We start from the raw sequence: 24,145 nt of genomic DNA, 5'->3' as shown, positions 1-24,145 counted from the left end.
TCCTCAAAGAGAAACAAATTTTTTATCACAAATTAAATTCCATCTAATTGTAACAGTTCATCAACAAGATGCGAGCGATTTGCTCAAAAGTTGCGGTATTTCCGATTTAGATCAAAGTTTATTCCGAAGTAACGTCGCTTAAACATGCCTCTCCGACCTCAGAGCCGATCAAAATCGCCTGCCCTTTGCCAGACTTCTTAGCCTTATACATTGCGGTGTCAGCGCTTTTTAAGATCCTTTCCATATCCTTCTCTTGTGGACCGACCAATTTAACGCCAATGCTACAGCCAACTTGCATCGTTTGATTCAAATACTCAATAGGTTGGCGCAAGCTTTCTAAAATACGTTCACTCAGTAAAGTGACGGAATGATTATCGGCCCGCTTAATCAAAAGAACGAACTCATCACCCGATAATCGCGCGACTAAATCGCCACTACGAACTTCGTTAAGTAACCGTTCTGATACAACCTTTAACACATGATCGCCAGCGTCATGACCAAAGGTATCATTGATGAACTTAAACCCATCTAAGTCCATATAAAGTAAAGCAAACTCGCTGTGAGTAAAGTTGCACAACTTCAATTCATCTTCTAGCGTACGATGCAATTTGGCACGATTTGCAAGGCCCGTTAATGCATCATGGTGGGCTAAATACTCCAGTCTTTCCATTTCTTTTACGCCAGACAGATCCGAGAGGATAATCACCATGTCAAACACCTCTTGAACACCGACTTTTTTAGAAATTCGGCTCACTTTGGCGAACATTGGTATTAAATTGCCATTGTAGTGTTTTTCCAGCACCTCACCTTGCCACTGTCCGTAATGCTCCAGCGATTCTTGGATGGTTGGCATAATGGTTTGGATTTGTTGCCAGTCAAACGCTTTTAATAATGACTTCCCAATTAGAATTTCCTGTGGATAGCCCAGCATTCGTGTCACAGCCGGGTTTGTCATGGTGATGAGTCCGTTATGATCAAGTACCACAAGTCCGTCTTGGCTGTTTTCGAATACACCAGCAGCGATACGCTGACGATTCAACGCGGTTTCAATTTCCGTTACATCTTGAATTGAAAATAGGGTCGCCCTCCTCTTGCTTAATATCCGTGTTGAAATTTTGATCAGCAATTTGGAGCCTGTTGGTAGCCTGCATTCAACTAATCGTTCCTCTAATGGATTCTTGCTAGTCAACGCATTGGCGACGAACGAAGGCTCTTTACAAAGCATGAGTTCGGAAAGCTTGTGTTGCGCAATACGTTGTGCGTCTGATTGAAATAGCATCCGTGCAGCAGCATTGTGGTGCAATATATCGCCATGTTCATTGACAACTAACAACGCGGTTTGAACGGCTTCAATCACATCCGTTGCAAATGCTTTTTCGTGTTCCAATCGATCGAGCGTGTGATGCACTTGGCTGTCACGAAGAGCAAGGCGCTGACTCATCGCATTAAAAGCGTTCACCAACTCTCCCATCTCATCGCTGGAATGAGATACCAGTGACCCACCCTTTATTCGTCCTTCAACCAAATCTTGCATTGACTCATTGAGTTTATACACCGGGTCAATCACGACTTTTTGCACAATCAAATAAAGAGTACTTCCGGAAAGCAGTAATATGGCCAAAAACACCACACTACTTTCGAGTAGCCGCGTGAGCATTTGTTCAAGCGTTTGAGTTGATGCGGTGATACTGAGCGTCGCTATCGCGTTTTGTTCAACGTCTATGCGTTGGCTATAGGTAATAAAGGTTTCGAAAGGATACGGTAGAGATAAAACGTGGTTATCAACGTTAACAGGCATCTCACGCTGATAACGAGCAAGGACGCCACCTTCAAGAGAACGAAGTTCAACAATCAATATGCTCGGATCGATAGAAAACGAATCTAGAATCTCTTGCATCACTTTTTGGTCGTTGAATAACACGGAAGCCTGTAAGTTTTGTGCTGCGCCGTAAGCAAGAATAGAGATTCTATGGTTTTGCAACTGTTGATCTTTTTCGTAACTCGCCCAAAAGTGAAAACCTTGTGCGATAAGAAAAATCAGCGTGCCGAACAGCAAAATGGGCAACAATAATTTATTTTTGATGGAAAGGCTTTTTAGCGAACACATCTTTCAGCCTCCTTTACATCGGCGATTCGCATGAGCGAAGCATCAACGGTAAAATCTTTCTCCTGCAATGCCCTTTGGCATATTCCTATCGCTGCACGCCCTTGTGTTATTGTCAGTTCAACCACGCCACCAATCTTCAAAAAGTCTTTTTTGCCGCTTATCGTCACCGTGCTATTGGTCTGTGCTTTCAGTATCTGAAAACGCGTTTTTTCATGAAAGTAGATAAAATCACACTGTTTTAGGTTGTTGCTTATGAGGAACTGACGAGATGTGTTCGGCTTGTTCTCTAGAATCATTTCTAATGCTTGTTGCACTTTCTTATCGCCTTTAATACAAAAACGTATCGGCTCGTCTGGTGATCTATCTGGCCAATGAACAAAGTGAGAGGTTTGATAAATTGCAGCTGCTTTGAGTTGTGATTCGGATGGAATTTCGGAAGCAAATACTTTTTGAAAACAGAGCAATAATGCTAGCGTGAGCAAAGCGACGTAAAAATGAAAAAATGAACGAGAAATCAACAAATAATGATATTTAGGATGGCGAGTAAGGTGATTAATCAATAAATTGGCTTTCATAGATATCTATCAACTTTTGCTCTATAGGTTACAAATAGGTGCGAAACGCTTCGACATCCCCCTAATACCACGGTTCAATTGATAAAGGATGAGGTTGATCATTGCCATTCAGCGCGTTTTCAGCCAACTTAAGTAAATTAATAGCAAGGATGGTTCAAATAATAGTGAATAAGCAAAGAGTAACGTTAAATTGCGACATGGGCGAAAGCTTTGGAAATTGGAAGATGGGATCCGATGAATTAGTGATGCCTTGGGTTGACATGGCCAATATCGCTTGTGGGTTTCACGCTTCTGATCCGAGTGTGATGTCGAAAACCGTCGCATTGGCAAAACACTACAAGGTCAAAATAGGCGCTCATCCTGGATATCAAGATTTGGTTGGGTTTGGTCGACGCTCTATTCCACATACACCAGCTCAAATCAGCGAGATCGTGCTTTACCAAGTAGGAGCCTTAAAAGCGGTTTGCCAATACCACGATGTACCTCTTCATTACGTAAAGCCACACGGTGCGCTTTATAACGATATGATGGAGAGTGAAGCAATTTTTCGCGCGATTTGCGAAGCGGTATCGATTTTTGGCATCCCTTTGATGATTCTTGCCACGAGCGACAACCAACATTACCTCGATATCGCTGACATTTATGATGTTCCTTTGCTATTCGAAGCATTCGCCGATCGTCAGTATCAAGAGGACGGAAAACTCACGCCTCGAAGCCAAGCTAATGCGGTCTATCATCAACCCGAAGACATTTATAATCAGGCGCTACAAATCGCGACATACGGCAGTGTCAATACCGCCAATGGCACTCGATTGTCTTTGGAGGCCGATACCATTTGCGTGCATGGCGACAATCCAGAATCCATCGCCTTAGTGCAACGAATTAGCCAAGCGATAGCCAAAATGTAAGGAGAAACTTTGAATAATAAATGGTTCACAATTTCCCCAGTTGCCGAATGTGCATTGATGCTTCATTTTGATGATGCGATTTCCGAGCAACAAATAGGTTTATATGCTGGAGCCATTGGTCAGCAGCTTCAAATAGCAGTAATGAATGTTGTCCCAGCCTATCATACGATTCTGGTGGAATATTTGCCTTTTCGACTTGATGAAGTCTCCATCATTTTAACAATCGAAAAATTACTGAATGAAATGGCCGACAAAAAGGTTGCCACTTCTTCACAACACCATGTTATTCCAGTCTTTTATAGTGAAGAAACGGCGTTAGATCTGCCTCGTTTTGTCGAAAAAGGCGTTCACTTGGAACACCTAATTTCACTGCATACCACTCCTTGTTATTCAGTCTCTGCGATTGGTTTTACACCTGGGTTTGCATTCCTCTCGGATGTGGATGAGCGCATTTCACTTCCACGCCTTAGCTCACCTCGTCTACAAGTGCCAAAAGGAAGCGTCGCCATTGCCGACAACAAAACCGCCATTTACCCAAGCGCGACGCCTGGCGGGTGGAACATCATTGGTCGAACGCCACTGGAGGTTTATCAACCTAACCATATTCCGATTACACCTTTTAATATTGGTGACACTGTCGCGTTTAAAGCTATCTCTGAGAAAGAATTTTTGAATTTAGGAGGGATGCTATGAGCGAAACAGGATTAAGAGTCATTAAAGCTGGCCCACTAAGTTTAATTCAAGACTTTGGCCGTTTTGGCTTAGCGCATTCTGGCGTGACACAAGGTGGCCCGGTGGATGATTACGCTTACAGTTGGTCAAATTATTTGCTCGGTAACTCGGTCAATTGTAGCTCCGTCGAAATCACCTTTGGCCAGACTGCGTTTGAAGTGATGAGTGATTGCCATTTGGCAATTTGCGGAGGCGATTTGTCAGCCACGTTAAATGGCAAGCCGCTTAACAATTGGAGCGACTTCATTGCACGTAAAGGGGAAATTCTGACGTTTGGCTTACCCAGAAACGGCCTAAGAAGTTACCTTTCTGTCAAAGGCGGCTTTGATGTTGCCCCCCATCTTGGCAGTAGCAGTACAGTCATTCGCGATCACCTTGGTGGTTTGTCGGCCAATGGTGAAGCGCTCAAAGCGGACGATTACTTAGCGTTCAATCCCCATGTACTGCCAACACAAAAATCTCGCGCACTCACCTTTCGTTTTAAACCGGATTACAACTTGCCTCTTAAGCTTAGAGTGATTGAAGGGTTCCAAGTAGATGATTTTGATGATCATGAGCGAGAACGTTTGTATCAAACCCGATTTGAAGTGGACACAAATTCCAACCGAATGGGCTACCGATTGGCTGATGGGAAAATTACGCCGCCCTACAGCGGGATTTTGTCTGAAGGTATTACTTTGGGCGCGATTCAAATTCCCCCCAATGGGCACCCAATCATCTTGTTGAACGATCATCAAACCATTGGGGGCTATCCGAAAATTGGCTGTGTAGCTCGTATTGATCTTCCACGTTTGGCTCAAGCCAAACCGGGTCAGGAAGTCCGTTTTATTAAAGGTGATCGTGAAGGCTTACAAGACGTTTGGTGCCAATGGGCCAGATTTTTTGGCTATTAATCTGGCCTCTAAGTTACAGGTTTTTATAAAGCCCTTCTCCCGTCGTTTTCGCAAGAGCGACGGGATAACCACGTAATTGAGCCAGTTCAATTGCTTTCTCTTCAATCTCTTGTGGACTCAATGTCAGCGTTACTGGGTGTTGCCCCTCAATATCAAATGACGGTGTTACGCCAAACCAATGTTGCGCGGTTTTCTGCGCTGCCTGTAACGTTGACGATGCTTTCACTATCTCTATGCACGCATAGTTGTTTGCTGAAAACGAGACATCTGCAGCTCGTAGAGTGACGTCATTACCTGGGATTTGCTGAGCACCAAACAAGGCCTTGCCAGCGGCTTGTGCGTCAGAAAATATAGGTACAAATTGGCTCATGTGTTCAATCGCACCTTGGGTTCGCGAGATGAGAATCTCTTTATTCCAGCCTTGTTGAATTTTTTTCACATATTGCAGTGGCAAACGAGGTTGAGATGAGCCTTCTTCACTGCTGACTAAACCGTCTTTAAACAAGGTGATGTCTTGCGTCATGCCATGCAACTGAAAATAACCGTCGCCGTAAGGTGTCAATTGGGCCATCCCCTGGGGCGTGCCCCTTTGGCCATGAAAAATCACTTCTGGCCATTCTTCCTTGCACTTGGACCATTGGGTGACATAAGCCGCCTTAAATTCCACTAAGCGTTGTGTTTTCACGCCAATATGATCATCCAGCGTCCCGGTTTCAAATCCACAGGCATTCACCAAGTAGTCAACTGTAAGCGGCTGAGATGTATTGGATAAAGTCAGTTGCCACTGTTTGCCGTCCCATTGACATGTCTGCAACTCGCTATTGCATCGCACCTCGGTTGCAGGAAACTTGTCGAGAGCTAGACTTGCAATTGCTGACAACCTAAAGACACTCCACCCGTACTCTTGCACCATAACCACGGGATACTTGAGACTGTTTAAGTCTGCGTGTTTTGCAAACGGAATCATCCATTCATCCATCGAACGGGGATTCTTTGGTTGAGTCATTGACGCTAATGCTGCCAATTGATCGCGTGAGTAGAGTTTGTAATAGTCTTCAGGCTTACCAAGTACTTGGTTACGGCAATCTTGCTCGACAAGAGCTTTGTATTCGGTGGCGACCGCTGCCAAACGAGGAAGAAGATCGTTTGGCTCGCCGTCATCAGAATGCGGAATCGCAATGACCGTAGGACGAATATTGATGCTATGAGGAAAAAGTCTTACGCTTTCGATGGACTGCCTGAGCAGTTCAATACATTGTTCGGTCGAAATTTCACGATACAAATTACCACCTGCGTGCAAATGGCAGATAGGTGGACCATTAACCAACGATGGCCCTTTTTCGAGCAACGTGACTTTATAGCCGAGTTCAGAAAAGTGTATTGCCGCTGTAGCACCCGCTACACCACCACCGACGACTGCGATATGGGTATCGCAATTAGGCGTATTTAACTTATTCATTTATAAACTATCACTATGAATTCTGACGTCAGATTCTACCCCTGTTCGAGCGTGAATAAAATCACAAATTCCCTGAGGTTACTGGCAGTTGGCGCTTTTTTATTCGCTTTATTTTTTAGCGACGAAGACAAAAGATTTTTCGCAAAAAAAGCTTGACGAGATTATGTTGATTCTTAAATAAATTTGATTTGTGAATAACCCCTCTTCGCTAACTCAGATGCCTCAACGACTCGGCAAAGATTGCACTATTTTGGGCATTCACTTATCCCAAAAGTTATCCACTGATTTTGTGGATAACTGGGATAAGTGAAGTGTGCAATTAGGCGTAACTGTTGTTAACAGGCGTCAATAACTGCTTGATTAAACTTAAGACAACCGCGAACAACGTCAGTAACGCCAACAGTGGCAGCATTACCCATAACTGCGGATGAATTTGAGTGGAGAGCTCGAAGCCAAAGTGCATAACGCCTGCGACGGCCAACTCTGCACCGAGTGTTGCCACCAAGCTCGCAATGATGGCCATCAAGCCAAATTCCGCCCAGATCGTCTGAGTTACCCGCTTTTTCGAAGCACCTAACGTACGATACAAACGAATTTCTTGTTGACGCTGCGATAAACTCAACCGGAGCAAGGTAAAGATCAGCATAACGCCGGCAATAACTCCCAAAATAGCGAGTATCGAGATAGACCAAACGATTTGCTCGATCAGGCTTTGAATTTTCGTCGCCATAGTCCGAATATCAAGCACGCTGACCGTCGGGTGCTGACGAGAGAGTTGGTTAAGAATCCCGCCCTGATTTTCGTCAATTCGATAGCTCACTAAGTATGAACCCGGCATGTTTGCCATCACATCATTTGAGAAGATGAAATAGAAGTTTGGCTTCATGTCCCGCCATTCTACTTTCCGTATTGTGTTGACGGTCGCCTTAATGGGCTGGCTGTTGATTACAAACGTCAGTACATCGCCGATTTTGATGCCCAGCTCACTAGCAACTTCGGATTCTACTGAGACCGCATTTTTGGCTTGCCATTCACCTTGCAACACTTGGTTATAGTTTGGTAGGTGATCAGACCACGTCAGGTTGAGCTCTCGGCTGATTGCATCGCTTCGCTCTTGGCGACCTTGTTGCTGATCTTGTTTGACGTCGACACCATTAATTTCAGTAAAGCGTCCACGAATAATGGGATAAGCTTCAGAGCGTAACACTTGATTTTCATCCAGTGCGTTTAAGTAGCTCTCTTTTTCATAGTCAGCGATATTGAGCGCAAAAACGTTGGGCGCATCCGCAGGTAATGTACGTTGCCAATCAAGCAACAAATCAGTCCGTACTAGCCAAATGATCGCCAGCAACATCAAAGAAAGTGCAAATGCCCCCAATTGCAAGCCACTCGCCAATGCTGAGCGATTTATCCGGCTTAATGCGAGCTTAATCGGTGTCGCCAAAGGAAAACGCATCAGCCCCCGACTGACCAACAACCCAAAGGCCGCGAGTACCACAAATAGAATCAAAATTGCCGCTAAAACAACCCATACCATTACGTTGTTGTAGTAATTGACTAACATAGGCACCACGGGAACCAAAACCAGCCACCCACTTTTACCTATTTTTTGTTGCGATCCGTCATCGGGTTGCATCACGCTAACCGCCGAAGTTTTCAATAATGATGAAAGCGGGATCCCCAACGACGGTACAGCAATACAAAAAGCCGTTGCTAACGACACTAAAAACGGCTCAATACCAAAGCTTGGCAGTGGTTCTGGAAGCAGGTCTTTGAGTGGAATTCTCAATAGCTGTTCGAGCCCCAGCCCGATGAGTAAACCAACCAGCGCGGCAAAAAGAAACAGCAGTGACAATTGAATGGCCAACCAGCGAATAATCCAACCGCGTTGTGCGCCAATACTTTTTAACATCGCGATGGTTTGTTTTCGCGTGACAACGTAATTTTGACAAGTCAGAACCAAAGTCGTGGCTGCCATAATGATGACAATTGCAACCGTTAGAGAGAGGTATTGGCTGGTACGCTCAAACACTTCGCTAGAGCGATCCGCGTTTTCTTGATCTCGCCAACGATCGCTTGGGCTGAGCTCTACAGCGGATTTAATCGTGGTTAACGACGGCCTTTCACCAACCAGATAGACGCGATATTGAACTCGACTACCTACTTGAATCGCACCCGTTTTATCAACGTCTGACTGATGAATGTAAACCGCAGGCATTTGTTGGAACGGGTTAAAACTTAATCCAGGTTCCGCCTCTATCACGCCAGTGACCGGAAAATCGGCATCACCAATGGTGACAACGTCACTCACCTTGACCGACAATCTTTCCATAACTCGACCGTCAAGCCAAAGCTCTCCTGGTTTGACGTGCCGTTGTTTCTCTTCGCCCCGAGATAAAACCAACTCTCCGAGCAGTGGATAACTTTCTTCAACTGCTTTTACGGTGACTAACTGCATTTCGTTGTCGCTAAACGCCATAGTCGCAAAACGAGTCATTTTCGAGGCTTGCACATCTTGCGCTGCGATGGCCAGATCGAGCGTTTGCGGTATCGGATTGGCAGAAACGAAAACGGTGTCCGCTGTTAACGCATCTTTGCCCTGCTTAACAATCACTTGTTCCATGCGAGTAGCCAACGCGGACAACGCAAAAACAGACGAGATAATGAGAATCAACGCCACGCTTATTGGCCACAAATTACCGTGCCGAATCTCTTCGAGGCTCCAAAGAGTTAACCTGCGATTGAGAGAGTACTTAATCATATTACCCCTCTCCAACAAGTTGGCCAGCATCCATTTTAATGACCTTCTGACAACGCCTGGCCAGATTGTCGTCGTGCGTCACAAGCACTAACGTCGTACCATGTTGTTGATTCAGTTCAAATAACAGATCGATGATTTTTTCTGCGGTGTGTTGGTCTAAGTTGCCGGTTGGTTCATCTGCAAACAAAATTTTAGGTTGAGTCATGAATGCGCGAGCTAAGGCAACGCGCTGTTGCTCGCCACCCGAAAGCTGGCTTGGGAGATGTTGAATACGAGAAGCCAGCCCTACCGAGGCCAACAGCGCTTTGGCTCGCTCGTGGTCTTCTTCCTCACCTTTTAACAAACATGGCAACGTGACATTTTGTAGGGCTGTTAAGCTAGGGATTAAGAGAAAACTCTGAAACACAAAACCAATATATTCGCTACGAATTTGCGCTCGTTGTTCATCATCGAGCTGAGATAATGCTTGTCCTAACAACGTGACGTCACCGGAGGTCGCCACATCTAAACCAGCCAGAAGCGTCATCAGAGTAGACTTACCGGCACCAGAGGTACCGACAATCGCAACGCTTTCACCTTCTTCAATGACAACATTTACATTTTTAAGGATTGTTAACTGCTCATTATTAGTAGAGACTTGTTTACTAACGGATTCCGCTTTAATTACTGGAGATGGCATGGTCAGATTGTTTTCCTTACTTATAATGTTTTTCCTTTCTAGCGTCGCACACGCAACCGAGAAAGTGTTAATTGTTGGCGACAGCCTAAGTGCAGGATACAACATGTCTGCAGAGCAGGCTTGGCCAAATTTGTTACCAGAAGCATTGAATACATACGGAAAAAACGTAGAAGTGATCAACGCCAGTATCTCTGGAGACACAACCGGCAATGGACTATCTCGTCTGCCTGAGTTGTTAAAAACGCACTCACCAGACTGGGTGCTTATTGAGCTGGGGGCCAATGATGGCTTGCGAGGTTTTCCACATAAAGTGATCTCTTCAAACCTTTCGCGAATGATTCAATTAAGCAAAGCCTCAGACGCTAAAGTCGCACTGATGCAAATTCGTGTCCCACCTAACTATGGCAAGCGCTACACGGATGCATTTGTTGAACTCTATCCTACGCTTGCCGAACATCATCAAGTGCCACTCCTGCCGTTTTTCTTAGAACAAGTGATCGTCAAACCGGAGTGGATGATGCCTGATGGCTTACATCCAATGCCCGAAGCTCAGCCTTGGATCGCTCAATTTGTTGCAAAAACGTTTTACAAACATCTCTGATTTTAATGGCCTAGCTCAAATCATTTTACGTTTCTTTACGTTAGCCTAATGCAATTCTCCCCGAATCAGGAATAGTGCATGCGTATAGAACCGATTATTCAAGGCGTTGTTGCTCGTTCTGCTCATCCTTTTGGTTGTGAAGCAGCAATAAAAAAACAGATAGCATTTGTTAAAAATGCACCACAGATTTCACAAGGACCTAAACGTGTCCTTATTCTCGGTGCATCTTCTGGTTTTGGCCTTGCCGCTCGGATAGCCCTCACTTTTGGTGGTGCGCAAGCAGACACCATCGGTGTTTCATTTGAACGAGGCCCTTCTGAAAAAGGAACAGGCAGCGCGGGCTGGTACAACAATGTTTTTTTTAAACGTGAAGCTGAAAAAGAAGGCCGTATTGCAATTAATATTGTTGGTGATGCTTTTGCTTCCGAAACTCGTACCCAAGTGATTGAGGCGATCGAAACCTATTTCGAAGGTGAGGTTGACCTCGTTATCTACAGCCTCGCAACAGGCATGCGACCGATATCAAATCAACCGGGTGAATTTTGGCGAAGTGTGATTAAACCTTTTGGCCAAACAGTGACCGGAGCATCGTTCGACTTAGAGCATGATCGCTGGATTGATACCACCCTCGAATCGGCTACAGAAGAAGAAGCATTGCACACCATTAAGGTCATGGGCGGTGAAGATTGGGAAAGCTGGATCGACACGCTCATTAATGCCGAATCCATTGCTCAAGGATGCCAAACCATCGCGTTTTCCTATGTAGGGCCTGAAATCACACATCCAATCTACCTTGATGGCACCTTAGGGCGTGCAAAGATCGACCTTCATCAAACCAGCCATTCTTTGAACTTGAAACTGGCCAATTTTGACGGCGCAGCGTATGCCACGGTTTGTAAGGCATTGGTGACGAAAGCCAGTGTATTTATTCCTGCATTGTCCCCTTACCTGCTCGCACTTTATCGAGTGATGAAAGACGAAAAATGCCACGAAGGATGCATTGAGCAAATGCAGCGCTTATTCGCAACGAAGCTTTATGGGCAAGACCACATCAGCGTTGATGGTGAGCGATTGGTCCGGATGGATGATTGGGAACTGGCGCCTCATATTCAAAATAAAGTGAACCAGATTCTAGAAGAAATGGATGCCAATAATTTCCAAGTAATCGGTGATTACCAAGGGTTTAAAAACGAGTTTTTACAGCTCAATGGTTTCGGATTTGACGAAGTTGACTATTCACAAGATATTGACTTACAAACAATTTTGAAATTAACGCCTTAGCTACACAGTGTTCCATTATTGAGATTCAATCTTTTATTTCCCCGTCCCGAACGATTTCGGGACTTTTTTTTGGGTAACGCCAACTCTAGCCCCTATACTAACAAGGATGTTTGCCGTCATTATAATTTTAAAACATGAGCTCAAAGCTCATTCAAACAAGGATGTTTGCTCAATGGCAAAATACAGAACGTTGGATTATGAGATTCCAGAAGCAATGCAAGAAAGTTGGCAGAGAATTGTCAACCTATTGGCGTATATCGTTGATGTCCCCGCCGCATTGATTATGCGTATCCAACCCGAACACATTGAGGTGTTTTCCTCCAGTCAAAGTTCATTAAACCCTTATCATCAAGGAGATAGCGAATCGCTAGGCCATGGTCTTTACTGCGAAACCGTGATTGAAGACAACACGGAATTGCTGGTGCCTAACGCTCTGAACGACAAGGAGTGGGATCACAATCCCGATATTAAATTGGGAATGCTCGCCTACTGCGGTTTGCCATTGCTTTGGCCAAATGGTGAGGTGTTTGGCACCATTTGTATGCTAGATGACAAAGAAAACAACTTTGGCCAAACATATCGAGAATTGCTCGCTGGTTTTCAAACTTCGATAGAAGCGCAACTGTCTGTGGTCTACCAACATCAAAAATTACTGCGCCTCAACGAACAGCTAAAACAACGTGTTGATAAGCGTACAACCAATCTTGCTCAACTTAGTTTTAGCTTAAACCAAGAAATTGACCGTAGAAAAGCCGCAGAACAGCAAGCGCACTATCAGAAACATCATGACCACGGTACAGGCTTTCTGAATCGATGCGCGTTAGAGCAGCATTTACAGAGGATGTTAGACGAATGGCGTCTTGGGGATTCCAGTTTGGTAGTGATCCATATCGGATTCACCAATGCCCGTTCAATTCAAACCAAATATGGGTTTGCCCTATTGGATGATTTGCTGAAAATCTACCGTAACCAAATCGGTGTCATTGAATCTGTCGATTCCATTACTGGCCGCCCAAGCTCGCACGATCTTGTGATCGCGATTCGTGCGGATGACGTTACTGATATCCTCGACAACCTGCTTAACCGGATCATCAATGCCGGACAACGAGGCTTTAAAGTGGGCGAAAGCGAAGCGCATTTGCACGCATTCATTGGTTTAGCGGTGGCGGATTCAACAACCGAAAGTGCTCAACAACTGTTAAGGCATGCCAATCAGGCCATGGTTTTGAGCAAAGATTCCGGCCAGCAATACGCGTATTTTTCAGCAACTCACGCAGATGCCTTACTTCACCACAATCAAATCGAAAGCTACTTACTGCAAGCAGTAAGAAACGACGATTTAACGCTCTATTTTCAGCCGAAAGTTTGCCCTCAAACGCACAAGTGGATCGGCGCAGAGGCGTTGTTACGTTGGAGCCACCCTGTTTTGGGGGACATTTCCAATGAAGCCCTGATTCATATGGCAGAGCAAAACGGGCTGATCTTTGAAGTCGGGGCGTTTGTACTACGCTCTGCGATCGAAAAAGCAAAAGAGTGGTCAGCGATTGTGGAACATTTTCGAGTGGCGGTGAATGTGAGTGCGATTCAACTTAAAAATCCCCTCTTTGCTGAGCAAGTTCAGGAATTGCTCATCGCCTACCAACTTCCGGCTCAATATCTTGAACTTGAGGTAACAGAAAGCGGTTTGATCAGTGATGAAGTGGTTGCACGTGCTACCTTAGAACGGTTGCATGAACTCGGAGTGACATTGTCACTTGATGACTTTGGTACTGGCTACGCCTCTTTCAGTTATTTGAAAAAGTATCCATTCGATGCGATAAAAATTGATAAGAGTTTTGTTCAACATATTGATAAGTCGGAAGAAGACAAAGAAATCATCCGTTCAATTATCCATGTGGCTAAAAAGCTCGATTTAGAGGTGGTGATGGAAGGCATCGAATCCGACCTACAAGAGGATTTCTTGATCCGCGAAGGATGCGATATTGGCCAAGGATTTCTGTATGGCAAGCCAATGCCTGGCAGTGAATTTGTTCAAGGCTTATACAGTCAGAACTTTTTAGGCACCCCTCGCTTCGCGTATCACACATAATTGCATCACTTTTAGGGATAATTTCGACAAGCAGACGCCACACACCATATAGTTGCTTTACTCTTACGTCGGCGATTTCTATAATCGCCGCTTTTCTGTTTCTAAAAGGCTGTTTGTTATGGACCAGTTGATTGCAAAACTCAAAAAGCTTGAAAAGCAAAATTATCGTGCATACCAGCAAATCAAAGGGCAGTACAATTTTACCGATTTTGATCTGTTTATTGATCATATCCAATCTGACCCTTACGCTTCTGCTTCACGCTTCCGCGCTTTTCGTGCTTGGTCCTTAACTGGGCTTTCTTGGTTAAAAGAGGAGTCTGCAGCGTTCCAACTTGGCGCAAGAGATTTCATTGCTCGTAGCTTCGCCGAATTCGCCAAACAAGAAAACGCCATTGCCATTTCTTTGCATGGACAAACCGTTTTAGACAGCACTTCTGTATTATTTACGGAAGAAGGGATTGAACTGCGTTTTCGAGTCAACCTGCCCGCTGAAGGCCGTGACATTCTGGCAAAGAAAGCGATTAATATCATTACCTTCCACTTACCGAAGTTTATCCGTCGTTCCACCATCGAACGTGAACTTGATAAAGAGGCACTATTGACGCACTGTCAGGTTGTGGAAGACCAAGAGGCATTACGCGAACAGCTTGAGGTCAATGGCCTTGTTTCATTTGTTGCCAATGGCAGTATCTTGCCTCGAGTGGCTGGTAATTGCGATCTACCAATGAAAGACGCCGTCGAGTTCACCGCACCAGAATCACTGCAAGTCACGTTACATGCACCAAATCGCGGCTATGTCACTGGCTTAGGGATTCCGAAAGGGATCACTTTAATTGTCGGTGGTGGTTTTCATGGCAAATCTACCCTGCTAAATGCCATTGAACGCTCGATCTACAATCACATTCCTGGTGATGGCCGTGAATACATTGTCACCGATGGTTCAGCAATGAAAATTCGCGCTGAGGAAGGCCGCTGCGTTCATCATTTGAATCTTTCCAACTACATTAATCATTTGCCAATGGGCAAAGATACTGCAGACTTCACCACGCAAGATGCATCAGGTTCCACCTCTCAGGCAGCGTGGTTACAAGAATCTGTCGAAGCGGGCGCTTCAACGCTATTGATTGATGAAGATACATCAGCCACAAACTTCATGATTCGCGACGAGCGCATGCAAGCGCTTGTGGCAAAGGGTGACGAGCCAATCACACCGCTGGTGGACCGTATCGGTCAATTGCGCGATGAATTGGAGATCTCCACCATCATCGTGATGGGCGGGTCAGGCGATTATCTGGATGTTGCCGACAACGTTATCCAGATGCATGACTATCAGGCATTAGATGTGACCGAGAAAGCGAAAGAGGTGATTCAGTTGCACCCTACTCAACGTCACAACGAATCTGAGGCACCTTTGGTGACATTCCCTCCTCGTGCACTCCATTGCTCTGCGTTGATGAACATTCTAACGGATGGGAAATTCCGTGTATCGGCGAAAGGTAAAGACAGCCTTCGCTTTGGTAAAGAGTTTACAGACCTCTCCGCGCTTGAGCAGTTAGAGTCGAGCGATGAAGTCAACGCGATTGGTTGGGTTTGGTATCAGCTTGCCCAACACGCTGGATGGAACTCAAACCCAGCCAAACAGATCAGCGAATTATTGGGCGATGCTTGGTTCCAGAATATGCCTCAGCATGGTGATCTCGCCAAACCACGTCCAATTGATGTGATGGCAGCTTTAAATCGTATGCGAAAGTCACAGTTTCGTAACAACCATTAACGGATAACGTGTGTCCATAAAAAGCGCAGTTTATACTGCGCTTTTTCTTTAGTTATTCTTAACTATCAGTGAGGTGGGCTATCTGTGACATTTACCATTACAACCGAACGATTGATTCTGCGTGATTTCACGCCTCACGATGTTGAAGCGTATTTTCAACAGTGCCAAGACCCAAAATACCAACGTTTTTATTCCGTTGAAGATTGCTCAGCAGAGAAATGTGCATTCTTAGTGAACTTATTCTATGAGCAAGCACAGCAATCTCCTCGGCAAGCCTTCCATCTTGCTGTCACAGATCGCTTTACTGGCGAGTACATGGGCATTGCAGGACTGAGACTGGAAAATGATCAACAAGCCTCAAGTGGTTGCGGTTTAAAACGCACTTTTCATCACAGTGGTTTAGCGGTAGAAGCGATGTCTGCCCTACTCGATTTCGCTTTTAACCAACTGAATGTCCATCGGGTTTACGCCGAAACTATTTCAAAAAATCGCCCAGCGATTAAGTTATGCCGTCAACTTGGCATGACACAGGAAGCGGAGTTCATAGAAAACCGCTTCTTTAAAGAGACTTGGTGGAACACGGTGGTATTGGCAGTTCTAAGATCGCAGTGGTCACCCAAATAACTCAAAGATAACCAATAGACGTGATTGGCTCCGAGTGGCTATTGGGTGTCAGTGGCGTAAAACGTTCCACGCTTCGCACAGCACGCGAAATCGCTCTGCATTGCCGTTGTCACGATCTGGATGCCAACGCAGTGCGAGCCTTCTCCAACGCTTACGGATATCAACGGCCGTTGCATGTGGATCGAGTTCAAACAACTGCAACGCTTTTTCTCTATCGATGGGCTCCCCTTCATGATGCCCAACAAAACGACGATAACGCGTCCAGAACTCGTTCAAAAGACGTTTAACTTCCCCTTCATTCGCTTCGTAATTTTGCCACTGGACGTAGTATTCTCTTAAAGGATCATCGACGTCTATGGTATGGCCAGCGCAGGCGTGACTCGACATCAAAACGATATTCATCGCCTCAACTTGAAGCCAATGGTCTGGGTAAAGCGTTTCTTGTAACTGATAAAGCGCATTCATGATCAGAAAGTTGCGCTTAAAAAGATCTTTGTCGGGAGAAGGATCAAGTTGGTGAATCAATCCCAGCTCACCTAAATGTGAAGCGAGAGTGTGTACCTTCCAGCCACTTGGCTGCTGACGTAATACTTCTAAAATCGGCCATAACAACGGGTTTTCCATGTAGGTTTGGAAAGTGGCCGCCAAATTCGTTTGCTGCATCCTATTCGCCTATCTGAATTTGCTTGCTCCTTTTATTCAAAGTCAGGATAGCCAATTTGTCGAGCAAGATTTCATTTTGACTGTCAGTTCGTGAAGCAGTGTTGAAAAAAAGAGACAGCACATTGGCTGTCTCTCACAGTCTGTGATGTGGAATAAGGCTTAAATCACACCTAGCTCTCTTAAACGCTCCATCAGATAGCTATGCGCGGTGTAGCGCTCAGAAAGAACTACGTCAGGTTTAGGATGAAGGAACAATGGTAGTGAAATGCGCGACTGCGTTTGACGTTCACCCGTTGGGTTGATCACACGGTGTGTTGTCGACGGAAAGTAACCACCTGACGCCTCTTGTAGCATGTCGCCGATGTTAATAATCAAGTTGCCAAAGTCACACGGCACATCAATCCAGCTGCCATCTTTCGCTTTCACTTGAAGGCCAGGCTCATTTGCCGCTGGTAATACGGTCAACAAGTTGATGTCTTCATGCGCAGCCGCGCGAATAGCGCCCGGCTCTTCATCACCCGTCATTGGTGGATAGTGCAATACACGCAATAAGGTTTTGTCACTGCCATTGATCATCTCAGACAGAGCAACAGAAAACTTTTCCTGAACCTCTTTTGGTGCGTGGGCTTCAACCCAGCCTAGCAGTTCGGAAGCAAAGGCATTTGCGCGCTCATAGTATTCCATGATTTCTGCTTTGAGCTGCTCTGGCATTTGACCCCAAGGATAGACGTGGAAGTATTCCTTGATGTCTTTAACGCTATGCCCTTTCGCCACTTCAGAAACCGACGGTGGGAAGTAACCATCTTGTGTTTCAACATTAAAATGAAAATCGTGCTTTTGCTCCGTTGAGAAAAACTCGTACCAGTTCTTATAAATCGATTCCACCAACTCTTTCGGAATTGGGTGATTTTTCAGGACGCCAAACCCAGTTTCGCGCAGCGATGTGACAAATTGTTCTGCTGCATCATCAGCAAGATAATCGACAGTTTCCAGTTTCATGACTTCACTTTCTTTTTGTTTTTTGAATTAGAGTCCGGATTCTAGTGGTACAAGCAAATGTAAATCAAACTTTAATGAAATGTATTGCCGCAAACGGTTAAATGTTGAGCCAACGCGCAAGCTATCAACACATTTCGTAATCGATATACCCGCTTACTCTCTCTGATTACATCGCCCAAACCATCAGGGTGAATGGTGCGTCACACAAATTAATTGAACAACGTTCAATAAGCTGTCATCATTTGACGCGATTTACGCGAAAACTAAGGGAATAGAATCACGATGAAGAAGGAAAACTTAATGACAAAACAAAATCCTTTGCTGCTCTTGACGCTCGGCTATGCTGTCATCTTCGTTTTCTCTGCGGTATCGCCGACCTCTCACGCGGTGTGGATTGCCGAAATCATTCCAGCCGTTGCCATTCTTGCGACGATCATTTGGCTCAGTCGACGCTTTACCTTCAGTCGCACCGCTTACTTACTGATGTTTGTTTGGCTTTGTCTACACACCATCGGGGCAAAATACACTTTCGCCGAAGTGCCATTTGATTGGTTCAACCAGCTGATTGGCTCGGAAAGAAACAACTATGATCGCTTGGCCCACTTTTCTATCGGCCTTTACGCTTATCCCATTGCAGAGTACTTGGTGAAACAGCATAAACAGTCGTTCACTTTTGCTTCTTTATTTGCCCTGTTTGCGATTATGAGCTTAGCCGCTGCCTATGAAATTATTGAATGGTGGTATGCTGCCCTCGCCGGTGGTGACGAAGGCATCGCTTTTCTCGGCTCTCAAGGTGATATCTGGGATGCACAGAAAGACATGCTGTGTGACACCCTCGGTGCACTTACCTCGTTAATGCTTTTGCGTCTCCAAGGTGTTGGCCGCGATCCAGCTTAAATAGGGCGGAAAGCCCGCGGCGATGTCGAGTTGTACAATTTGCGGCACTTCGTAGTTGTGCAACTCACGTATCGCTTCTTCCAACAGCGTATAAAGCGATTTTTTGCTTTTTATCACCAGCAGTGTTTCACTGTCGTGGCATACTTCTTCTTGCCAAATATAATGGCTAGTCATTGGTATTTCTTGAATACACGCAGCAAGTTGTTTGCTCAATAGCGCCTTAATGATGGCATGTTTATTGGCATCATTATTGGTGGTGGTCAACACCACACAAAAGTCATGGTTTGAATCACTCATAATGCTCTCTCAATAACTGGATAAATTGCATTGTTTTTTCATCAAGTTCTCCTTTTGCGGTATAGATTCCGACATTACCGAGTTGCTGACGATTGATCACCAACGTTTCGATTTCCCTTGCGGCCATCCATTCGCACATACGATCACTATAGGGCATGATCGCATCGCTGCACTTTAATAGGTCTAAACTTGCGAACAATGAGTCAACATCATAGATTGCTCTGTCTTCTAGCCTGGATGCTGAAAGTTCAAAGGGTGATGTCATGTGGTCAGCAAGCACTGAACGGTGACGGGCATGATCGGGCGTGACACGCAGCAGCGGATAGACTTTCTGCTGTTCGAGGCGCTTTTCACTTTCTTTCGAGCGAATTTTCAGTAACGGGTGGTCACGACGCACAAAGTAAGCCTCGTTGTCTTGAAATAATGGGATGAAATGTACCTTACAACGATCATGAAGGCCTTGAACTTCATGGCCAACAAAAAGGTCCAACTCCCCTTGAACCAGATGATGCATAAGCGACAAGTTGTTACCAAATTCGAGGTGTAGCGAGGTATTGGGAATACGCTCTTGATAGGTTTCTACGCTTTCTTTGACAAATAGCTCCCACCAAGCCTCACCCGTACCAACTTTTAGCTTACCAAAATGACGCTGCTGCATATCGGTAAAACGGTGCATCAACTGAGCGTGTTTTTCTTGCTGCTCTTGGGCATAAGATTTAAACATCCGGCCATATTCCGTCAACTCGACACCTTTGGATCGGCGATGAAATAGAGAGACACCAATATCACTCTCGAGCTTTTTGATGGCGGCGGTCAGCGTTGGTTGGCTAATATGCAGTTTTTCCGCCGCTTGTTTGATATTCAGTTCATGAGCGACGGTTAAGAAATAACGGTAGTTTTTGTTCATGGTTCATCTCTCGCACAGCACACATCATCGGAGCGCACGGCGTTAAACGGTGAAGATCACATTTCTGCTGGCTAATTTATCCTCAATTGAACTTAGCACGGCATGCGTTGCTGATGATATAAAAAAAACCTATATCAAACCAAGTGTAATCTATTTTTATTGTGAACTCAGAAAGACTACATTGACACTAACAAAAAGCTTAAAGAGGTTTTAGCGAATGGAAAACAAATGGTGGCACGATGCGGTGGTCTATCAAATCTACCCGCGTAGTTTTTGCGACTCAAACAACGACGGCATCGGTGATTTAAATGGCATCATCAGCAAACTCGATTACCTGAAAACACTTGGCGTAAACGTGCTTTGGCTCTCGCCCGTGTATAAGTCGCCTATGGACGACAACGGCTACGACATTTCTGATTATCAAGATATCGCTGCGGAATTTGGCACCATGGCCGATATGCAAAACTTACTTGCTCAAGCAAAAGCACGTGATATCCGCATCGTAATGGATCTTGTTGTCAACCATACCTCAGATGAACACCCTTGGTTTGTAGAAGCGCGTAAATCGAGAGACAACCCTTATCGTGACTACTATATTTGGCGTGATGCGAAACCAGATGGCAGTGTGCCCGATGACCAAGGCTCGATTTTTGGAGGCAGTGCTTGGCAATGGGATGAAGCAACACAACAGTATTACTTCCATCTATTTTCTAAGCGACAGCCGGATCTCAATTGGGAGAATCCTAAAGTCCAGCAGGAAGTACACAAGATGATGAACTGGTGGATTGACCAAGGCATCGGTGGATTTAGGCTCGACGTTATCGACTTGATTGGCAAAGAGATCGACAAAGGTATTACTGGTAATGGCCCAAGGCTGCATCCACTATTGCAGGAAATGAACAGAGCGACGTTTGGCGACAAAGATCTGCTGACCGTTGGCGAAACATGGGGAGCAACCCCAGAAATTGCAAAATTGTATAGCGATCCTGAGCGTCATGAACTCTCCATGGTGTTCCAATTTGAGCACATCACGCTCACTTGGCAACACGGTGACAAATGGAACCCTATTCCTCTTGATCTCAAACAATTCAAACACGTACTGACCAAGTGGCAAACCGAGTTATCGAACCAAGGTTGGAACTCGTTGTTTTGGAACAATCACGATTTACCACGAGTAGTCTCGAAATACGGTGATGACCAACGTTATCGTGTTGAGTCAGCGAAAATGCTGGCAACGGCGTTGCATTTCCTCAAAGGCACGCCTTACATCTACCAAGGTGAAGAGATCGGTATGACCAATGTCGCGTTTGAGTCGTTAGAGCAATACAAAGACATTGAAACGCTGAACTTCTACAAAGTGAAAACAGAATCAGGGGTGTCACATCAACATATGATGGACGCGATACATGAGAACAGCCGTGACAATGCTCGCACCCCAATGCAGTGGTCCGCATCTCAGAATGGTGGCTTTAGTCAGGCGAAACCTTGGATTGAAGTGAATCCGAACTATCCAGAGATCAACGTGGAACAAGCATTGGCAGATTCAGATTCCATTTTCTATCACTACCAAAAGCTGATTGAACTGCGCAAACAGCACCCAGCGATCGTCTATGGCGATTTCACCCCACTGTTTGCAGAGCACGATAGTGTGTTTGCCTATGTCCGCTCACATCAAGATGAGCAGCTGCTGGTCATCAACAACTTTAGTGATCAAGATATTTCATTAGCGTTGCCGGATAACTTGCAAAACAAAGAAGTTAACTGCCTGATTTATAACTACGATTCGTTGTGCATGCTCGGAGTGACATTGTCACTAAAACCGTATCAGTGCTACGCATTTAAACTTAGATAAAGTGATATTCAATCGAATCAAAAAGGGAAACCACGTGGTTTCCCTTATTTTTACTCTATTTCAGCTTGGCTTTCCCACCAATAATTTTATAAGCGGGTGTGCCTCTAATGAGGCTATCACGCGCAAACTCACTATCACAGTTGGGGCAATGGCATGCTTTTTCACAGTAATTGTCGATGATACGCTCTTTAAAACATTTCACTAAAGCGCCCTTTCCTCCTTTTCGATATTTAAACAGTAAGGCGCGACATTTACTGCAAATAATCTCAACCGTTCGTTCGGGGGCTTTTTTGTTTGGCTTGGCCATCAGTTATCTAATTCCGGTTTCACCCACACTTGGCTGAAGTCAAACCAGCCTAGCGCATTGCACTTCGCGTTTTGCAGTGCACCACTGTGATCTTTGTTAACCCCTAGCCAACAATGGAACATCGGGATAACTTGGCAACTACGCACTAACTGTCGACCGATTTCACGCGCGGGAAACTCTTCGCAGCCTCCTTCCCGCCACAGGTCTACGAGTTGACTCCAGCGAGCAAAGTCACCATCTGTACTCATCGACTCAATGTTGCTGTAATCCAATAACCAACCCGCCAGTGCGTCATCGCGATTCGTCGCAATGCCCATGGCTTTGATCCAAACATCCACACACTCAGGTTCTTGCAAAGACGCATCGTATTTCACGAACTCCACATCAATTTGGTAGCGCTTAAGGATGGTCTTAATGGTTTTCGCGATCACGGGAAACATCGGATGTTGAGCTTGATACGCCACTGAAATTCGTTCTAGCTCTGTCGGCGGCTCCATATTGGGTTTCGGGTAAAGATCGATCCAGCCGGGTTTGATACCAAACGCTTGCAGTAGTCCTAGTTCGATCACTTTCTCTTGCGGGACGTAGCTAAACAGCTGATAGCCGTTGAGAACGGACGCTAAAAACTCCGCCCAACGGGGATCTTTTGCTACACCACTACGCTTATTGAGCAATAGAAAAGTGCAACCGGGGTCGAGTTCCACTTCATCTGATAACGAGGAAGCGTCCATGATGGGCTTGCTTAAACTCGGGTAGACCATCGAAGAGTACGCTTCGTCAATCACCCACACTTCCACTTGGTCCAGTAGCGGACGAAAGCCAAAATAGCCGTCAAACGCGCGAAGAATTAGCCTCTTATCGTCATTCGATTGAACCATATAGGGGCCTGTTCCGACTGGGCGAATGTGGTAATCTTCACTGCGCAGCCTTTCGGGCAACAATATCTTGGCTTGAGATTCACTCAACGCCAAAGGCAGATGAAAATCGTCTTTAAACAGGTGAATATCCACCACCCACGGACTGGGTGTGGTCACAGATTGAAGATGAGAAAAAAGGTTGAGTCTGCGCAGCTCTAGTAAGCTTTCGATCACCATGTCGGTGGTGAGCAGCTCACCATTGTGAAAGCGAACACCCGGTCGCAGGTAAAAACGCCAGTGTTTGGCACTGCGCATTTCCCATGTATGTGCCAGATCGGGTTGCAAAACATCGTTATCATCGAGCTTGGTTAAGCCACTAAAGATTTGCCGTGCAATGTGAATTTCCGTTCTACGCATCTGTAAATGTGGATTGAGCATAGAGAGTGGTCGGTAATAAGGTAGACGAACCACCTGTTCCCCTTCTCGGTGCTGCAAACCAAGATAGCCTTGGATCACCTGCGTCAATTTTGCCGCGTCGCTGTCTAAGACTTCGAGCGCTTGGCCAATTTTCCCTTCTTCCAAGTAGCGCTTGGCAAGATTTTCACTCACGTCTGCTTTGCTACGCTTAAAAATAAGCTGGGAGAGCTTGCCTCGTCCTGCCGCGGGATGCCATTCAATCCAGCCTTCTTCTTCAAGTTTGTTTAGAACAATGCGAGCGTTGCGACGGGTGCAGAACAGAATTTCAGTGATGTCTTCAAGCTGAACATCGCTGTTTTTACCGTCGAAGTGTTGGAAAAGCGTTTCAAATTGGACTCTTAGACGCGGGCTACTCATAAAATGGGAAATTTCGTCGTTGAATTCGGTAGCCCTAAGTTTCCTTATT

General features: G+C 45.4%; 21 protein-coding genes. 10 read left to right on the top strand and 11 right to left on the bottom strand.

The window, feature by feature from the left end; all coding sequences use genetic code 11:
* Positions 1-118 precede the first annotated feature (118 nt).
* Both VV1_RS16465 and VV1_RS16460 read right to left on the bottom strand, forming a co-directional pair.
* Complete coding sequence (locus VV1_RS16465) at positions 119-2,107, bottom strand: diguanylate cyclase (protein WP_011081244.1); 1,989 nt, start codon at positions 2,105-2,107, stop codon at positions 119-121.
* Positions 2,095-2,682, bottom strand: a complete 588-nt coding sequence (locus VV1_RS16460) for a YfiR family protein (protein ID WP_011081243.1) — start codon at positions 2,680-2,682, stop codon at positions 2,095-2,097. Before VV1_RS16460 ends, VV1_RS16465 begins: the two co-directional genes overlap by 13 nt.
* Before the next feature lie 197 nt (positions 2,683-2,879).
* On the opposite strand from VV1_RS16460, the gene VV1_RS16455 reads away from it, so the two are divergent.
* The 3 genes from VV1_RS16455 to VV1_RS16445 are packed head-to-tail and all read left to right on the top strand — an operon-like array spanning position 2,880 to position 5,215.
* On the top strand, positions 2,880-3,590 hold the full coding sequence (locus VV1_RS16455) for a 5-oxoprolinase subunit PxpA (RefSeq protein WP_242603371.1): 711 nt from the start codon (positions 2,880-2,882) through the stop codon (positions 3,588-3,590).
* Between the two features lie 9 nt (positions 3,591-3,599).
* Positions 3,600-4,283, top strand: coding sequence for a 5-oxoprolinase subunit B family protein (locus VV1_RS16450; protein WP_011081241.1), 684 nt, complete (start codon positions 3,600-3,602; stop codon positions 4,281-4,283).
* Positions 4,280-5,215 carry a 5-oxoprolinase subunit C family protein gene (locus VV1_RS16445; protein ID WP_011081240.1) on the top strand — a complete coding sequence of 312 codons (936 nt, stop codon included), beginning with the start codon at positions 4,280-4,282 and terminating at the stop codon, positions 5,213-5,215. The genes VV1_RS16450 and VV1_RS16445 overlap by 4 nt, the downstream gene beginning before the upstream one ends.
* Positions 5,216-5,228: 13 nt before the next feature.
* Here the strand turns inward: VV1_RS16445 and VV1_RS16440 are convergent, their stop codons facing one another.
* The 3 genes from VV1_RS16440 to VV1_RS16430 form a co-directional block, all read right to left on the bottom strand.
* On the bottom strand, positions 5,229-6,674 hold the full coding sequence (locus VV1_RS16440) for an FAD-dependent oxidoreductase (protein WP_011081239.1): 1,446 nt from the start codon (positions 6,672-6,674) through the stop codon (positions 5,229-5,231).
* Between the two features lie 319 nt (positions 6,675-6,993).
* Positions 6,994-9,465: an ABC transporter permease gene (locus tag VV1_RS16435; protein WP_011081238.1), complete on the bottom strand. Its 2,472-nt coding sequence runs from the start codon at positions 9,463-9,465 to the stop codon at positions 6,994-6,996.
* Positions 9,437-10,114, bottom strand: coding sequence for an ABC transporter ATP-binding protein (locus VV1_RS16430; RefSeq protein ID WP_011081237.1), 678 nt, complete (start codon positions 10,112-10,114; stop codon positions 9,437-9,439). Before VV1_RS16430 ends, VV1_RS16435 begins: the two co-directional genes overlap by 29 nt.
* Here VV1_RS16430 and tesA point away from each other — a divergent pair.
* The 5 genes from tesA to VV1_RS16405 all read left to right on the top strand — a co-directional run bounded on the left by tesA (position 10,113) and on the right by VV1_RS16405 (position 16,483).
* Positions 10,113-10,715: a multifunctional acyl-CoA thioesterase I/protease I/lysophospholipase L1 gene (gene tesA, locus VV1_RS16425; protein ID WP_011081236.1), complete on the top strand. Its 603-nt coding sequence runs from the start codon at positions 10,113-10,115 to the stop codon at positions 10,713-10,715. The genes VV1_RS16430 and tesA overlap by 2 nt on opposite strands.
* Before the next feature lie 78 nt (positions 10,716-10,793).
* Positions 10,794-11,996 carry an enoyl-ACP reductase FabV gene (gene fabV, locus VV1_RS16420; protein ID WP_011081235.1) on the top strand — a complete coding sequence of 401 codons (1,203 nt, stop codon included), beginning with the start codon at positions 10,794-10,796 and terminating at the stop codon, positions 11,994-11,996.
* A 172-nt stretch (positions 11,997-12,168) separates the two neighbouring features.
* The gene (locus VV1_RS16415; protein WP_011081234.1) at positions 12,169-14,085 is read left to right on the top strand and encodes a bifunctional diguanylate cyclase/phosphodiesterase; all 1,917 of its coding nucleotides are present in this window, start codon (positions 12,169-12,171) and stop codon (positions 14,083-14,085) included.
* 118 nt (positions 14,086-14,203) lie between these two features.
* Positions 14,204-15,859, top strand: coding sequence for an ABC-ATPase domain-containing protein (locus tag VV1_RS16410; RefSeq protein ID WP_011081233.1), 1,656 nt, complete (start codon positions 14,204-14,206; stop codon positions 15,857-15,859).
* Between the two features lie 84 nt (positions 15,860-15,943).
* Positions 15,944-16,483, top strand: a complete 540-nt coding sequence (locus VV1_RS16405) for a GNAT family N-acetyltransferase (protein WP_011081232.1) — start codon at positions 15,944-15,946, stop codon at positions 16,481-16,483.
* A 48-nt stretch (positions 16,484-16,531) separates the two neighbouring features.
* Here VV1_RS16405 and VV1_RS16400 read toward each other — a convergent pair whose 3' ends face one another.
* Both VV1_RS16400 and VV1_RS16395 read right to left on the bottom strand, forming a co-directional pair.
* Positions 16,532-17,146 (bottom strand): DNA-J related domain-containing protein, encoded by a 615-nt coding sequence (locus tag VV1_RS16400; RefSeq protein WP_011081231.1) that lies wholly within the window; start codon positions 17,144-17,146, stop codon positions 16,532-16,534.
* Between the two features lie 159 nt (positions 17,147-17,305).
* Entirely contained in the window at positions 17,306-18,145 is an 840-nt protein-coding gene (locus VV1_RS16395; protein ID WP_011081230.1) for an isopenicillin N synthase family dioxygenase, read from the bottom strand.
* Between the two features lie 282 nt (positions 18,146-18,427).
* Here VV1_RS16395 and VV1_RS16390 point away from each other — a divergent pair, with 282 nt between their 5' ends.
* Positions 18,428-19,042 (top strand): DUF2238 domain-containing protein, encoded by a 615-nt coding sequence (locus tag VV1_RS16390; RefSeq protein WP_040110752.1) that lies wholly within the window; start codon positions 18,428-18,430, stop codon positions 19,040-19,042.
* Here the strand turns inward: VV1_RS16390 and cutA are convergent.
* Together cutA and VV1_RS16380 are read right to left on the bottom strand one after the other, a co-directional pair.
* A complete protein-coding gene (cutA, locus tag VV1_RS16385) occupies positions 18,998-19,339 on the bottom strand; it encodes a divalent-cation tolerance protein CutA (RefSeq protein ID WP_011081228.1) in 342 nt (113 codons plus the stop codon). The genes VV1_RS16390 and cutA overlap by 45 nt on opposite strands.
* Positions 19,332-20,246, bottom strand: coding sequence for a LysR family transcriptional regulator (locus VV1_RS16380; protein WP_011081227.1), 915 nt, complete (start codon positions 20,244-20,246; stop codon positions 19,332-19,334). The genes cutA and VV1_RS16380 overlap by 8 nt, the downstream gene beginning before the upstream one ends.
* Before the next feature lie 217 nt (positions 20,247-20,463).
* On the opposite strand from VV1_RS16380, the gene VV1_RS16375 reads away from it, so the two are divergent.
* On the top strand, positions 20,464-22,098 hold the full coding sequence (locus VV1_RS16375; RefSeq protein WP_011081226.1) for a glycoside hydrolase family 13 protein: 1,635 nt from the start codon (positions 20,464-20,466) through the stop codon (positions 22,096-22,098).
* Positions 22,099-22,153: 55 nt separating this feature from the next.
* On the opposite strand, the gene VV1_RS16370 is transcribed toward VV1_RS16375, so the two are convergent.
* Complete coding sequence (locus VV1_RS16370; protein WP_011081225.1) at positions 22,154-22,405, bottom strand: hypothetical protein; 252 nt, start codon at positions 22,403-22,405, stop codon at positions 22,154-22,156.
* Positions 22,405-24,096: an SgrR family transcriptional regulator gene (locus VV1_RS16365; RefSeq protein ID WP_011081224.1), complete on the bottom strand. Its 1,692-nt coding sequence runs from the start codon at positions 24,094-24,096 to the stop codon at positions 22,405-22,407. The genes VV1_RS16370 and VV1_RS16365 overlap by 1 nt, the downstream gene beginning before the upstream one ends.
* Positions 24,097-24,145 lie beyond the last annotated feature (49 nt).

The sequence above is a fragment of the Vibrio vulnificus CMCP6 genome (assembly GCF_000039765.1).
GTDB lineage: Bacteria > Pseudomonadota > Gammaproteobacteria > Enterobacterales > Vibrionaceae > Vibrio > Vibrio vulnificus_B.
Note: the sequence above shows the minus strand (reverse complement) of the source record. Positions and strands in the feature narration are given on the sequence as shown.